This is a genomic window from Flavobacteriales bacterium (assembly GCA_026129465.1).
GTDB lineage: Bacteria > Bacteroidota > Bacteroidia > Flavobacteriales_F > PHOS-HE28 > PHOS-HE28.
In genome coordinates this window covers 119,455-135,056 of the sequence record JAHCIA010000001.1, presented here as the reverse complement: position 1 = coordinate 135,056, position 15,602 = coordinate 119,455, and the positions used below count along the sequence as shown (strand labels likewise).

The following is a 15,602-nucleotide window of genomic DNA, read 5'->3' as shown; positions in this document are numbered from 1 at the left end:
GCGTGGGAACCATCCGCGCCTTGTATGGCCAAGGTCCATGCGGTATGTGTGGCATTGCCTCCCAAACCGAATGGGCCTACGTTCAATTGTGCGGCTTCAAGGAATCGGCGTGCCGTGATCACTTGGGCATGTTGATCGCTGGTGCTGCTCGCGGTGGTCCTGGAATCCACGGCATCGCTGAAAGTGGCCGGAATGCTGAAGGTTTGTGATTCCGCGGCATGCGCACTGGCCAGCCATAGGTATTTCCGCACGCCCAGTCCGGGGTTGAGGTTGTTGGGGTCGGGCGCGTTGTTGGTATTGTTGGCATTGGTGGATATGTACGGCAGACCCGTATAGGTCCCCGCTGCGATGCGGTAGGTGACATGGGCACTGCGGTCCCCAAAGGAATTGGAGGTGGAGACCGTAGCCCCCTCCGTACCATCAGCGATACGGTACCACACCTTGCGGTATACGTTGCCTGTGCTGGCGTTGCTGGTGGCGAGTTGCGTGTACCCCGGCAGCACTGGATTGGTGCCGCTGTTGCTCGCATCCGTCCAGAAGACGAGGATCAGATCACCCTCCTGGATGCCCACCGGCAGATCCACCACATGCGCGGCTGAGCCGGTGGTGGTCTTCGCACTGCTGGCCGTGGCGCCCACCACGGGGAAACCATCTCCACTGGCCATGCGGGGAATATCAATGGGTTCGGTGCCCGGCACCGGCGCTGGGCCCAGGATGGCCAAGGTCCAGCTAACCCAGTCCTCCGTGCCGCTGGTGAACCCGACAGGGTCCTCGGAGGCCGCTGCGGGGTTGATGATCCGGTACGCGGTGTTGGTTGAAGCACCATCCGTATGCCCTCCAGACACCGTAAGCATATTGAAGTAATTGGCCGGAGGTGCTGTCGCCACCACTTGGGCATCGCCGGAGCGTGTGGCGATCCACAAATAGCTTTCTTCCGCCGGTGAGTGGGAAGGCGGATTGCTGTTCGCGTTGTCATTCGTCGCGGACGAGCCGGAGATCCCTGATGCGCCGCGGATGCGGTAGGTCACATGGCTGCTGCGCTCACTGGCGCTGGTGGTCAAGGAAAGGGCATCATCCCCGGATGCCGGACCGGATGCCATTTTCCAGAAAACGGCACCCACCACGGAACCTTCGTTGCCTTGCCCGAGCTTGTTCCACCCCGTGCTGGTGGTGGTCACCGTTGGATTGCCGTCCACGGAGAATACGGTCACCAGCATGTCTCCGGCAAGTCCCTCCGGAATGGCGATCGCGTGTGAGGTCACATTGGCACCACTCTGCACCCCGGTGGCGGAATTGACGATCACCGGGTGGGGGTAGGTACCTCCGAAGCCCTGAACTGCCACCGTCCATGCCGTATGGGTGGCATTGCCTCCCAACGAAAAGGCACCAGGGTCCAAAGCGGTTCCTTCCAGGAATTGCCTGGCCGTGATCACCTGGCATTGGTTGGAATTGGTACTGCTGGCGGTGGACCGGGCGTCCAATGCATCGGTGAAATCGTCCGGAATGGTGAAGGTCTGGGACTCGGCCGCATGGGCACTGGCGATCCAGAGATAATTCTGCGATCCGAGTCCGGGATCCAGGTTGGCCGGGTTCGGGGCATTGTTCGTGCCATTGGCATTGGCGGATATGAAGGGCACACCTTGGTAGGTTCCAGCCTCGATGCGGTACGTCACATGCGCACTGCGGTCACCGAATGCATTGGTGGAGACCGTCGCCCCTTCCGTCCCATCGGCTATACGGTACCACACCTTCCGATAGACATCAGCATCACTGCTGTTGCTCGATGCCAGTTGCGTGTATCCCGCAAGGGTCGGGTTGGTACCGCTATTGTCCGCATCGGTCCAGAAGACCAGGATGAGGTCGCCGGCCACGATCCCCATGGGCAGGGTGATGACATGGGCCACATTGTTGGTGTTCGTCTTCGCACTCGTGGCTGTGCTTCCTATCACAGGAAAACCATCGCCGGGCAGTGTTACGGAACCTGGGTATAACACATTGTACTCCTGGATCCAATTGGCACCATCCCATAGTTCCCATGTACCAGGGTCGCTCCAATCACCGCTCTGGTAACTGCGGTGGTCGCCCATGCTTTGGGCGAAGACCTGGGTGAACGCGAACATCCAAGCCAGACTGGCCAGTACAGTGACACGCAGCACGAACATCAGGACGTATGCCTTGACCATCTTCGTCGGGGTTATCAGTTGCTTTGTCGCAAAATCTGTTCGACCCATCTACGAATAAGTGCAATTGGTCGAAACCGGATTTGCGCAGGTCGGCAAATGTGTGGGGGATCCATGCCCCGTGTCAAGAAACTTTTGTTCATCGGGGCCCAGGCCTTGCTTCATGACCTTCTGTCCCTCAAGGTCATATCGTCCACCGGAGGGGTCCAAGGCCTTGAATAGACAAGCCCCCCACACCACATGGTGAGGGGGGCTGGCCATTGCTCAGAGGCGCCTCTGTCAGCGCATCAACGGTATCCTGAAGGTGCGTGTCTGGTGGCCATGGGTCACGCGCAGCAGCCAGATGCCGGTGCTCAGGCCATCGGCCGGCAAGGTCACCCGGCCGGGTGCGGCGCCCAGATTCCACTGGCGGTGCAGCTTGCCGGCGGCATCCAGCACTTCCACGTACAGGGTGCCACCCTCGAAGCCATGCTCCACGAAGAACAGGCCCTCGGCGCCCCAGGCGTTGACGCCCGGCAGCATGGAATCGGACAGACCAGTGCCCAGTTCCACCACGATGTCCATGGACCAACTGATGCTGCACACGCCACCGAAGGCCGTCAGCGTCACGGTATACACACCGGGCATGGTGTAGGTATGCGTGGGTTCCACCTCGGTGGAGCTCGCACCATCGCCGAAGTCCCAGAGGTAGCCCGCGCCACCGACACTGGTGTTGGTGAAGTGGACCGGTGTGTTGATGACCACGGTCGTCTGCTCAACCTCAAAGGCGGCTTCCGGCGCCGGGCCTGAGCCCACGACCAGACCACCCACCTCCAGGTCGCAGCCTTGGGCATCGGTCACGATCACCGAGTAGTTGCCCGCCACCACGGCGATGGAGGCTTCCGTGGCGCCATTGCTCCATAGGTAGGTGTAGGGCAGCGCACCGCCGAGCACGTCCACACTGAGTTGGCCATCCATGGTGTCCGGGCAGGTGGCGTCCAGGGTCTCCACCGTGGCGCTCATCACTTCCGGTGCGGTGATCAGGAAGGTCTGCTCCGAAGGACCGCAGCCGTCCACCTCCACCAGCACGCTGTACTCCCCGGCTTGCAGGCCCGCGAAGACCGCCTGTCCGGTGATGCCGTTCTGCACCAGCAGCGGGTTGCCGAAGCCGTCGCTCCAGGTGACGTTGGCCACCTGGCTGCCGAGGTCCACCAGGGCTTCGCCAGTGGCCGTGCCGCCGCAGATGGCGTTCTGCGTGGTGAGGGTGAGCGGTGTGGCGGCATGCAGTACAAAGCGCATCACAGCCTCTTCGCCGGTAGCGGCCTGGGTGAAGGTGTAGCTCTCACCATCCACCACCGGGGTGAAGATGCCCGTCTCCAGATCCTCCAGGCGCAAACAACCCAGCGCGGTCATCTCACCATGGGTGAAGGTGATCGTGTAGGTGCCCGCCACACCCGCCCGGATGGAGACCGGGATGGTGATGTCGCTGGTGTAGGCGCCGAAGCGGTTCAGCACCAAAGCATGTCCATCACTGCTGTGCGTGGCGATGCGGGGGGCGTCCAGGTGGCTGTGCGGCATCTTGGCCGCATCGCCCGGGCCAAAGGCGGGGCTGCCCTGTGCGAAGAGCACGGCGGCCTCGTCGTTGAACGCGTTCTGATCGCCGGTGACGCGCAAACGCAGCAGGTCGGCCACCTCCTCACCGGCGCCCCAGAGGCCTCCGCTGTTGCCGGCCACCTTGGCGCTCTCGTCCACCGTGGTGGTCACGGCACCGCCATTGGCCTTCAACCAGAAGCCCTGGCTGCTTTGGATCACACCGTTGAGCACGCCATTGGGGAAGCTCGTGCCCAGCACGGCATCCCAGTAGGCCGTGGTGCCATCATCCGGATTGTAGATGTAATAGCCTTCCTCCACATCGCCACCCAGGGAGAGCAGGTCGAAATCGATCGGACTGGCCAGCGGGTTGCTCACCAGGTTCCAGCCGTCGGCTGCGGGTGCGGGGGGCGTGCTCTCCGTCCAGGTCATCGGCAGGGTGAAGGGTGTCTTGGCGATGCGCGGCGGGCCGGTCACATCGATCTGAAAAGGGTTGCTGTTCACCGATCCATTGCCGCACCAGATGGCGTAGCCGCGACCGGCCACCAGCGGACTGGTGACGTTCTCGATGCTGACCAGGCCCTCGAGTGGGTCCGGGTCCTCGGTCTCCTCGGCGTACAAGCGCACGCTGGGCCACAGGATGCCACTGCCCACCGGGTTGTCGAAGTTCGGGTAGTCGCTTCCGGGGAAGCCGCCGGTGATCACGTTGTCATCCCACTGCTGCACCGTGGCGCCCAGCACCGGGCTGCCCATCAGGCGCCAATTGGTGGCACCGTTGGGCATCCAGCGCGCCACACGCAGGTCGCCCAGATAGTTGGCGTTGGTGCCCACCGGACCCAAGCGGCCGGTGCCATTGACATTGCTGCGCAGGCGAACGTTGGCGGTGGTGGCATCGAAGTCGCCGTCCTCCAGCAGCAGGGTGCCTTGCAGGCGCACAGAACCACTCACCGTGGTGGTGCCGTCACGGTCCACCGTCAGATCAAAGAGGAAGAGGTTTGCGGTGGTGCTCAGCGCGAAGGCGCCCACACCGGCGATCTTCAATTCGCTGTCATCCTCGGCGACGACCGCACCGGCGCCGGTGAAACTGGCCGAGGCGCCGTTCACCGTCAGGGTGGTGTTGGTCGTCAGCGTCAGCGTGCCGCCATTGTCCACGGTCAGGTCGCGCACGTCCACATCGGCGGTGTTGGTCACCAAGTGGGGGTTCTGTACCACCATGCTGCTGGCGGCGCCCCAAATGGCAGGACCAGCCGTGCCCACAGGCACCACGTCCCAGATGGGTGCGTTCACATCACCGGTGGCCTGGCTGTAATAGATGGCGCGGAACTCATCAGCACCAATGGTGGGGAGTGCGGGCCGGGTTTCGCAATCGATGTCGATGGCGATGCCCACATTGGCCCCTGTGCCTACCAACGCACCATTCACCGCTGACGTAGGACTCAGGTGCAGGTCGGTAGCACTGACGAAGGCTGGTGAGACGTTCTGCGACAGCAGGTCCTTGCCCGTGATGCCTTGCCAGATGGCCAATGTTACCCGGCTCGTACCAACCACGATACCGCCCGTGATGCCTGTGGTGTAGGTTCCCGGTCCACCACCACCAGCGAACAGGTCGTTGTTGTTCGAGGTGAAGGTGTACGTGGCATGACCCAGCGCGATCGCCGTGAATCGTAGTGAGGCTCCGGCATTCCCTTGCTGGGTGTTCACCAGGATGTTGTTGCGGATGTCGGTCGATGCACCGGCGCCCACCATGGCCAAAGCCGCAGCCGTCTGGGTCGCGGCCGTAGTACCCGGTATGGTGCCTTGCATGCGTACCGTATTGTGGTAGACATTCACTGTGGCCGCTCCTCCGCCCAAGAGGATACCAGCGGATATGTCGGGGTTGGTGGCATTCGCCGCAACTCCACTGACGGTGTTGTTCGCTATTGTGGACGAACCAGTCGTGGCAGCACCGTATGCGATACCCACCGCCGACCACTGGTTGTTGTTCACCACCGAACCGATCGTATTGTGTGTGATGGTCGCGTTGGTCACTTCTCCCACCCCAGCTTCTGTCGCAGTGATTGATGAATGTGCGAACCCGACCGAGATCCCCATCACATCGAGCGCGCCTGTTCTGAAAACCCCATCCACATTGTTGCCTGTGATGCCGATGCTGTTCTCGAATCGAGCAAAAATGCCTGCGGTCCCATGGGTGTTCAGGTTGTTGAACCGTATGGCCGTGCCCTCGTTCTTGTTCGCGGCACTGGCACCCACCGAGTAGATGCCGATCTGGCAGCTCGACACCGCGTTGTTCTCGAAGGTGTTCCCGTCGTTGTCCACACCCAGCGACCCGGTACCGATCGTGGCACTGCCCGAACCGATGCCCATCAAGGTGGTGGTGGAGGAATTCCCGGTGACGATGCAGTTGCGCACGATGTTGTTGGTGGCGCCGAAGGCCGGGCCGGCGGCGCTCTGCAGCCAGATCACGGCGCTCGATGTGCCGGTACTCGTGTTGGAGATCGTCAGGTGGCGCGCGGAATTCGTCTGGCATAGACCATTGGCCACCGGTGCGTTGCTGCCCTCTATGCGGATCCAATCCGCGCCATTGAGAAGCAGGATCGCGCCTGTGCTGGAACCTGTGATGGTGGGCGTGACGCTCGCCGCCGGCTGGATGGTCAGCGTATTCGTGCTGCTCGCATCGGCATTGTAAGCGATGGTGATCGGGAAGGTCTCGCCCGTGCTGTAGGTGGCATCCTCCAACTCGAAGACCACCGGACCAGTAAGGCAGGCCGCGTTGTAGGCTCCAATGGCACCGGTCAGCGTATTGAATGGCGCCGCTTGGGCGGTGCCCACGGCGTAGGTTCCGTTCAGCGTCCAGTTGATGCTGTAGCTGCTGGGCGTGGTGGGAGCCGTGGACACGGCGGGTGGGTCGGCCGTGAAGCCCGATGCACCGGCGAAGGGCTCCGTGGTGACGTTGTCGCTGCCGTCCTGCGCCGCCACATAGTACTCCACAAGGTCGCCGCCATTGGTGCCCGCACCGAACTGGAATGTGAAAGTGGGCGCACTGATGGTGGTGGCCGTCTCACCGGTCCAGCCACCACCGTTGATGCGCCAGTAGAGCACCGGCTGGCCGATGCCTGTGGTGGGCACACCGGAACCCACGTCCGTGATGGTCACATCCAGGGAACGCATGCCAGTGACACAACCCGGGCTTCCAAGCGGCGTGTAGGTGATCGTGGGCGGCTCCAGGTCGCCGAAGACGAAGTCACCGGCATCGGCGCCGATATCCACAGGCGTGAGCGCGCTGCGGTCCTCCCCGTCGAAGTCGTCCGTCACCGCCACCGCGAAGCCCGTGCCTTCGATGGGCGTTGGGTTCGTTGGATGGATGTGCAGGTCCACCGTGGCCGCGGTACCATTGGGCGCGATGAATTGCGGGTTCCCACCGGGGCTGTTCACATCCCGGCCACTGGTGGCCGTGCGCCAGTCGTTCAATGTCAGGCGCGCACTGGTGAAGAATCCGATGTGCCCGCCGTTGCCGGAAACGTGCAGGTTGTTGTGGTCGCTGGTGAGTCCAGTGAGCGTGGACATGCGGATGGCATAGTGGTTGGCCCCGCTTGCCGCGTTGCTGCGCGCATTGAACAGGATATTGTTCCGGTAGCTGCGCGTGCTCGCTCCATCAGCATAAATAGCGAAGGTTTCAGAGGCTCCGCTGGATACGTCGGCGCCACCGATATACACGCTGTTATGCCAGATGTTCCTGGTCCCCCCCTGGTCCCAAATGCCATAGATGAAGCATGGAACGGCGATGTCGTTGCCATCCTGGTCGATGCCCAGTCGCACCATGTTGTTCCGTATGGTGACCGTACCCCCGGGATTGTTGATACCGATCAGCGTACCACCGGTGCTGGCCAGGTTGAGGCTGTGCACCAAGTTCTTCTCAAGCAGGTTGGTACCGGTGCTGGCATTGAAGTGGATACCCAGTACATGGCGGGTGCCTGTAGCATTGGTGTTCGAAAGGCTGTGTATCGCATTGCCACTCAGGGTATGATTGGCCGAACTGGCTGTGATGCTGACGCCGATGACACTCGCTGAGACGAAAGTACCCGTGCCACCCGCCGCATTGAGGTTGCGCACCAGGTTGCCACTCAGGCTCGCCGATGGCGATTCCACCAATATGCCACGCATCAGCGCGGCGGTGCTCGTGGATGCGCTCTCAATGGAGTTGGCCACCGTGCCGCCGATGGTATTGTTGTTCGCTGTCCATGAATTGGACGAGGTCGTGTTGCAGCGAAGACCATAGAAATTCCGCGCACCAGTGCCGCCACCGGTGGTGATGCCGCCGATCTGGTTGTTGTTCGTGGTCCAGTCGCTCGAACCGAAATTGTATATGGCTGTGACGTCGGCGGCACTGGCGCTTGTGGATGTGAGCGTGATCGACGCCGCGCTGGTGGTGCTTCCCACGGTATTGCCGTTGCATGTAGTGAGGCCAGCCGTTATGTAAATACCCCGGAAAACCGCCGTGGTCCCCGTGCCACAGCCCGCACCGCTCATCGCGATGCCGCGGATGATGTTGTTGTCCACGTTGCTCGCCGTGGTGATGCCCACGTTGACCAGGATGGGCACGAAGGAGGTCAAACAGGAACCAGAGACCGGGAACACCAGGTTGTAGGTGCCCGTGCCATCCGCGGCCGCATGGCCGATGGTATTACCTGTCACCGTATAGCCGTTGCCGTTCGTGTTGGCGATCCGGATGCCGTGATGGGTAATGGTCACGCTGCCATCCGTGATGGTGCGCGTGGCCGTCTGGTACATCCGGTTGTTGGTGATCGTCAGGATGGGCGTACCGCTGTTGACGTCGATGAAGGCGGTACTGACCGTGGGATGGAAAACGTCGAAGATGTTGTTGTTGTCGATGACGTTGCCGCTATTGCCTGTGCCGGGATTGGCGTTGCTGGTGCCCGTGAAGTAGATGCCCTTGCTGGGCAGGTTGCCGCCGGCGGGACCGATGTCGCAAAGGCTCACCGTGTTGTTGTCGTTGCCGGTACTGCTACTGTTGGCACCGAACCAGATGTTGCCTCCATTGGTTCCGGCCGCCGAAGTGCTCGAACCCTGCACCGCGCAGCGCGTGATGGTGTTGAACACGGCATCGCTGGCGAAACGCATGGTGCTGGTGCCACTGGTGGCCGCAGTGCTGGTGTTGGCGATCGTGAGTGAAGCGCCGCCGCTCATCAAGCCATCGAAGGTCACATAGCGCGCCCCGAAAAGGTCGATCATCGGGCCGCCCGTCAAAGTGCCCTGGACAGTGGCCGCATTGCCGGCGGCCGGCCGTATGGTGAAGGTATTTGTGGCGCTCGCATCCACATTGTTGTTGATGGCGATCGGGAAGACCTCACCCGTACCTGTGGTGTAGCTGGCGTCCACCAACTCGTAGATCACCGGCCCCGTCAGGCAGGCGTTGTTGTACCCATCGATGGCGGTGCGCAGTGTATTGAAGGGTGGGGGCTGCGCATTGCCGATCAGGTAGGTGCCGTTGAGGATGAGGCCGATGTTCAGCACACTGGCCGGCGGCGGCACACTGGCGGCGGGCGGGTTGGCGCTGAAGCCTCCGCCACCGGCCGGGAAGGTGCCCACGTTGTCGTTGTTGTCCTGGGCCACCACGTAATACTCCACCACATCCGCGCTCACCAGCCCCGGAGCGAAGGTGAACTCGTAGTTGTCGCCGCCCAGCCATACCGCCGTCTCATAATTCCAAGCACCGGCGTTCACGCGCCAGCGCAAGCGTGGCAGGCCGACGCCCGCTGTGGGCACGCCGCTGGCATCCGTGATGGTGGCGGTGAGCACGCGCGTGCTCAGGTCGCAACTTGGCGTGGTGAGCGGCGTGTAGACGATCGTGGGCGGTGTGGCTTCCCCGAACACGAAATCACCCGCGTCCGCACCGATGTCCGTCGGGGTCAACCCGCTGCGGGTCTCAGCGTCGAAATCGTCCGTCACCGTGGCGATCAGCACGCCCGTGCCTTCGATCGGCGTGGGCAGCACCGGGTCGATGTGCAGGTCCAGTGTGGCCGCATCACCTTCTGGGTTGATGTAGCGCGGGTCGCCTGTCACACTGTTGGCGTCCTGTCCGATCAGCTGCCAGGAGGCCAGCGTGGGCCTGTCGAAGCTGAAGAAGCCCAGCACGCCTCCGTTGCCCGAAGCGTACAACAGGTTGTAGTTGCTCGTCAGGCCAGAAACGCTGATGGCCCGGATGGCGTAGTGCTTGCCACCCGCACCGGCGTTGCTCCGGGCGTTGTGGAAGATGTTGTTCCTCCAGTTGCGCACCGGACCGGAAGATGCGGTGTACAGGCACCAGCTGTCGTTCGCCGTACCGCCCACCCCGCTGCCGCCGATGTACACGCTGTTGTGGTGCAGGCTGGTGGCGCCGGAGACGTCCCAGATACCATTGATGGTGAGCGGCACTGTGATCGATGCGCCCGCCGCGTCCACACCAAGACGTATCATGTTGTTCCGGTAGGTGGTGGTACCGCCCGCGATGTTGATGCCCACCAGCGTGGCCCCTGTGGCCGCCGCGTCCAACGAGTGGATCAGGTTGCGCTCCACGATGTTGGTGCCGCTGGAGGAGGTGTAGTACATGCCCAGCACCGCCCGCGTGCCGGCGGCGTTGGTGCTCCGCAGGCTGTGTACCGTGTTGCGAGATACCGTATGGTTCACGCCGGTGCTGCCGAACCAAAGGCCCGTCACCGCGGATGCCGCGCCCACGGCCGCCTGGCCATCATCATTGCTCAGGTTCCGCACCAGGTTGTCCGCCACCGTGGCGCTGCTCGTAACGAAGGCGATGCCCCGTACCACGCTGCCCGTGGTCGCTCCCGTTTGCCGGATGCTGTGTGCCACCGTGCCACCCACCGTATTGTTGCTCACGGTCGAAGCCACCGATGAACTCGTGTTCACGGTGATCCCCGACAGGATGCTCGTCAGAGAAGAAGTGCCCAGGTTGGCCGTGATGCCACCGATGACGTTGTTGCTGATGGTGGTGGGGAGCAAGGAGAAGTTATGGATGGCGTATACATCCGTGGAACTGGACGACGTGGTCGTGAAGCTCAGACTGTTCGCCGTCTGGCTGCCGATGATGTTGCCGGCGTTGACGCCGATGTTCACCAGACCGCTGTTCACGAAGATCATCTGGAACGGCGAGTTGCTCGTGGTGCCACTGGTGGTGGTGCCAAGGCTGATGCCCCCGAAAATGTTGCCATCGATATTGGTCAGGACCGTGTTGCCAGAGTTCAAGCCCAGGTGGATGGCGCGCAAACTGCCGTTCGTGCCGCTGATGTCGTAGATGCCCGTGCCCGAGGCGTTCGCGAAGCCGAAGGTGTTGCCGCTGATGTCGTAGCCCCCCACATCGGCGAAGGAGGCCGTGTTGATCTCCAGCATCCGGTGCGCGGACGTGGTGCTGGTCACGCGTGCCGCGGTCTGGTAGAATTTGTTGCCGCTGATGGTCCAGTTCGTGCAGCCTGTGTTCAGAAAGAGGCCGTAGTGTGTTGCTGCCGGCAGGAAATAGTCCCGGATCTCGTTGTCCAGGATCCGCACACCGCTGTTGTGTACGGCCAGCGAACCAGTACTGCCGTTGCCATAGATGGCCTTGCCCACCGTGCCACCGGAGACCGCACCAATGATGTTGTTGGCGATCACGATATCGTCATTGCCCGTGGTGGCGCCCCCGGCGAAGACCAGCACACCGGACTCCAGTATGCCGCCCAATTGATGCGCCGCCTCCAGGGTGCAGTTGCGGATCGTGTCGTTCACCGCGTCGTTGATGAAGCGGATGGTGCTGGTGCCGGTGCCAGCGGACGTGCTCGCATTGCGGATGGTCAGGGTCGCCCCGCCCGTGTTCAGTCCATCGAAGATCACGAAGCGCGCCCCGTTCATGTTGATCAGCGGGTTGCTCGCGATGGTGCCGCTCACCAGCACGGCCGTGGCCGCATTCGGCCGGATGGTCAGCGTGTTCACGCTGCTGGCGTCCGGGTGGTTGTTGATGGCCAGTGTGGAGGCCAGGGGGTAGCTGGCGTCCATCAGCTGGTAGACCACTGCGCCGCCCAGGCAGCTCGCATGGTAGTGCGCTATGGCGCTGGGCAGGCTGTTGAAGGGGGCCGGTTCACCGCTGCCCACGTTGTAGGTGCCTGCCAGCACGGCCAGCACCGTATAGCTGCTGGGCGTGGTGGGCGGTGTGCTCGCCGCGGGCGGATCGGCGCCGAAACCACCTGCACCGGCCGCAGGGAAAGCGCCCACGTTGGGCGTACCGGCGTTGTCCTGGGCCACCACGTAATACTCCACCACGTCCCCCTCGGCCGCACTGGCGCCGAAGGTGAACTCATAGGTGCTGCCGCTGATGTGTACACCGGTCACATAGGCCCAGGCACCTGCATTGATGCGCCAACGCAGGCGCGGCAGGCCATCGCCACTGGTGGGCACCCCGCTGGCGTCGGTGATCGAGGCCGACAGGGTCCGTGCACCGGTACCGCACGCACTGCTCAGCGGCGTGTAGCTGATGATGGGCGCCGCGATGTCCAGCAATACACCCTCGAACTCATCCGCACCGATATCCGGCGCGGCACCACCTCCGGTGTATCCCACGCTGCCGAAACGGATGTCGCCCTCGAAGTCGTCGTCGATGCCCGCGATGGCGATGCCGCCGCTTTCGATCTGTGTGGCCACCGTGGGGTCGATCTTCAGGTAGTCGGCATTGGTGGGGTCGGTGCTGAGGAAGGGCGGCAGCTCGCTGACGGAGTTGGCGTCGCGGGGACTCGCGAAAGCCTGCCAGCTGGCCAGGGTCTCATAAGCTGTGGTGCCGTTCCAATGGATCACCCGTGTGGGACCCGGCGTATCAGCATAGAACAAGTTGTTGTTGCTGGCCGCGCCATAGTTCGTCAATCCAGTGGCCGCCTGCCGATACGCGATCGTGCGGTTGCCCGCTCCGTTGGGCGTGGACATGTTCACCAGGATGTTGTTGCGCATGGTGAGCGTGGGAGCCGTATTGCAGTAGACCGCGGCCGTGGTGAAGCTGGCCCCCGAACTGGTGGCGCTCAGATAGATGGTGTTGTAGCTCAGGCTGATGTTGAATCCGGTCGTGCCCATGTTCGCATGGAACCCATGCAGGAACGCGGTCGTGCTGTTGCATGCGGGCATCCGCAGATCGCCGATCCGGTTGTTCACCACGTTGGTGGTGGTGCCACTGGTGCCGCCCACCAGGTCGATGCCCCGCACCAGACCAGCCGTGGTGCCACCCGACTGCATGTCCGCGATCAGGTTGCCCCGGATGTTCATCGTGCCCACACCCATCTGCGCCTGCCGGATGCCGATCACTTCGGCCGCCGTGCCTGTGGAAGTGATGCCCCGGATGGTATTGCCCGTGATGTCGTGCGGGCCCTGCTGCATGTTGATCGCGGTGATGCTCCCCGTGCCCGAGATGTTCGTGATCGCGTTGTTCGCCACCGTGTTCGTGGCCGTGGTCCGGCTGTAGCCCACCTGCAGGATGTTGGAAGCCCCACTTCCCAGGATGATGTTGCTGAACGTATTGTTCGATACGTTCTTCTGCGGGCCATATGGAGAAAATGTGCTGCCATCCGTGTTCTGCCATCCCGCGAAGGAGGTCGCCCCCGTGAGCGTGATGTTGCTGAAATCGTTGCCGGTGTTCGTATCGCTGCCGGTGCTCGGGGTGGAAGAATTGGAGAGGTATAGCTGCACCGCACCGCCCGAACCCGTTTTGCTGAAGCCCGTGACGATGCCGTTGTTGTTCACGTTCGTCACGGCATTGGCGGGCCGTATGACACTGTTGCTGATGAATGTGACATTGCCCGTGGTGTTCACGCTCAGATTGGTGAAGGTGTTGCTGCTGATGTTGGTATTGAGGACGGCCCCCGTATTGCTCACATAGGTGTTGGCACCCGAAGAGGCGAGGTCGTAGACGACTCCCCGCAGATCATTGCCCGTGATGCTCAGGCTCGACGCCGATGTGCCACTGGTCACTGTGATCCCCGTGAAGGTCCCAGAATTTGCCCGGGTGAAGTTCACAACACCGGCCCCGGCATTGCCCAGCTGGTTGTCCGTGATGTTGTTGGCCACGGAAACGTTTCCGGTGCTTTGGATACCGATGAAGTTGCTCGTAGTGCTATGCATCGTGACGCCACGCAACACGTTGTTCGAGATGTTCACGGTACCAGCAGCGCCCGCACTGGCGATACCCAGCAAAGAGCAGGTGCCCGTGGTGGTGCCCGCCAGACCGATGGTCAACGAACCCGCCGTGGCGCTCCCCACTTGGTTGTCCACGATGTTCAAGGTGGTACCGGAACCCGCCGCATTCACCTCGATGGCATTGAGGTTCGTGCCAATGGCCGCCGTGGCACCCGCATAGGTGATACCGGCCACCGTGTTGTTGCGGATGTCGATCGCGCCCGTTGAAGAAGTGGCGTAGATGCCATAGGAACGCCCGCCACCAGTAGAACTCGTGATGGCGATGGAACCGGTTCCTGTCGCTGCACCGATGGTGTTGCCCGTCACTGTACCGATGTTCACCCCAGCATTGGCCACAATGCCGCCGAAAACACCAGGGGTGGTGGTCGCGCCGCTCGTTGTGGCCAAGGAGATCCCCGCCACTGTGTTGCCTTGTATACTGCTCACCGGTGTGGCGGCGGCCACGCACTCGATACCAATGAACCGATTCGCTATGGCACCCGCATAAGAGGTGGTACCAGTGCCAACGGTATTGGCGAAACCGATGGTGTTGCCGGTGATGGAGTAACCGCTTCCTGAGGCGGTATTGATGTAAATGGCGCGGTGGATGGCACCGGACGTGGCCGTGCGCGTGGCGGTCTGGAAGAACTTGTTGTCGCTGATGGTCCAGCCCGAACTGTTGCTCACCAGGTACAGGCCCGTGGAGGCCGTGGATGCATTGAAGTAGTCGGAGATCTCACAGCCGCTCACCGTGTTGCCACTATTGTCCACGGCGACGGATGTACCGGTGGAACTGATGGCGATCTGGGGCAGGTTGCTCCCAGCGGCGGTGATCACGCACTCCTCGATCAGGTTGTTGTCGTTGCCCGTGCTGGTCCCCGTGCTGAAGAAGATGGTGCCATTTCCAGCCGCGCCCGTCGTGTTGGAGCCCCTGATGGTGCACTTACGCACCACGTTGTTCACGGCATCAGCGATGAATCGGACGGCGCTGGTGCCGGCTGTGGCGGCGCTCGAGGTGTTCTCGATCACCAGCGCGTTGCCCCCGGAATTCAACCCATCGATGGTCACGTTGTCCGCACCATTCAAGTTGATCAAGGGAGCCGCGAGGTTGCCGGAGATCGTGCGCGTGGCGCCACCGGATGGATTGATCGTCACGGTCGCCCACGCACCGGCATTCAATGTGGCCGAGGCCGGTTCGGTGGTATTACCCGTGATCTCGATCAAGATGTTGGCCCCCGTTTGGGCTCCGCCGTTGATGGCGGTGAAGGCAGCCCCAAGGGTGCCGTATGTGCCGTTGCCGACCAAGGCGCCGGAGACATCCACTTGCGCTTGTGATCCAAGAAAGGCGACCATCGCCACGGCGATCATCGCGCTACGCAGTACAGGGGTAAGGAACCGTTTCATGTGCAGGGGTTTCGGTAGGGGGGCAAGCGATCCTTGGCCACATCAGGTGGCCAGGGCAGGTTTTCAGGTATGGGGTGCAGTGGTCCGGCGGCGAGGCAAGGCGCGCCGGGGGGGGGGGGTGGTGGGTATGGAGTGGACTCCCTTGGGCGGGGAGGGGGTCTGATGTACCGGAGGCAGGGTTACGCGGTGAAAAGTAACACTGGAATACTTATCCACAAGTGACGGTTGATGCCTTGTGACCCACCCCCCCTC

The 15,602-nt window shown here is 62.4% G+C and carries 1 protein-coding gene; it reads right to left on the bottom strand.

Translation table 11 applies throughout. The features are described 5' to 3' along the window. Positions 1-2,459: 2,459 nt before the first annotated feature. Positions 2,460-15,350, bottom strand: a complete 12,891-nt coding sequence (locus KIT10_00515; GenBank protein ID MCW5897723.1) for a PKD domain-containing protein — start codon at positions 15,348-15,350, stop codon at positions 2,460-2,462. Positions 15,351-15,602 lie beyond the last annotated feature (252 nt).

Excerpts from the sequence above, each read along its gene's own strand:
- KIT10_00515 (MCW5897723.1), bottom strand. The coding sequence starts at position 15,350 with ATGAAACGGTTCCTTACCCCTGTACTGCGTAGCGCGATGATCGCCGTG.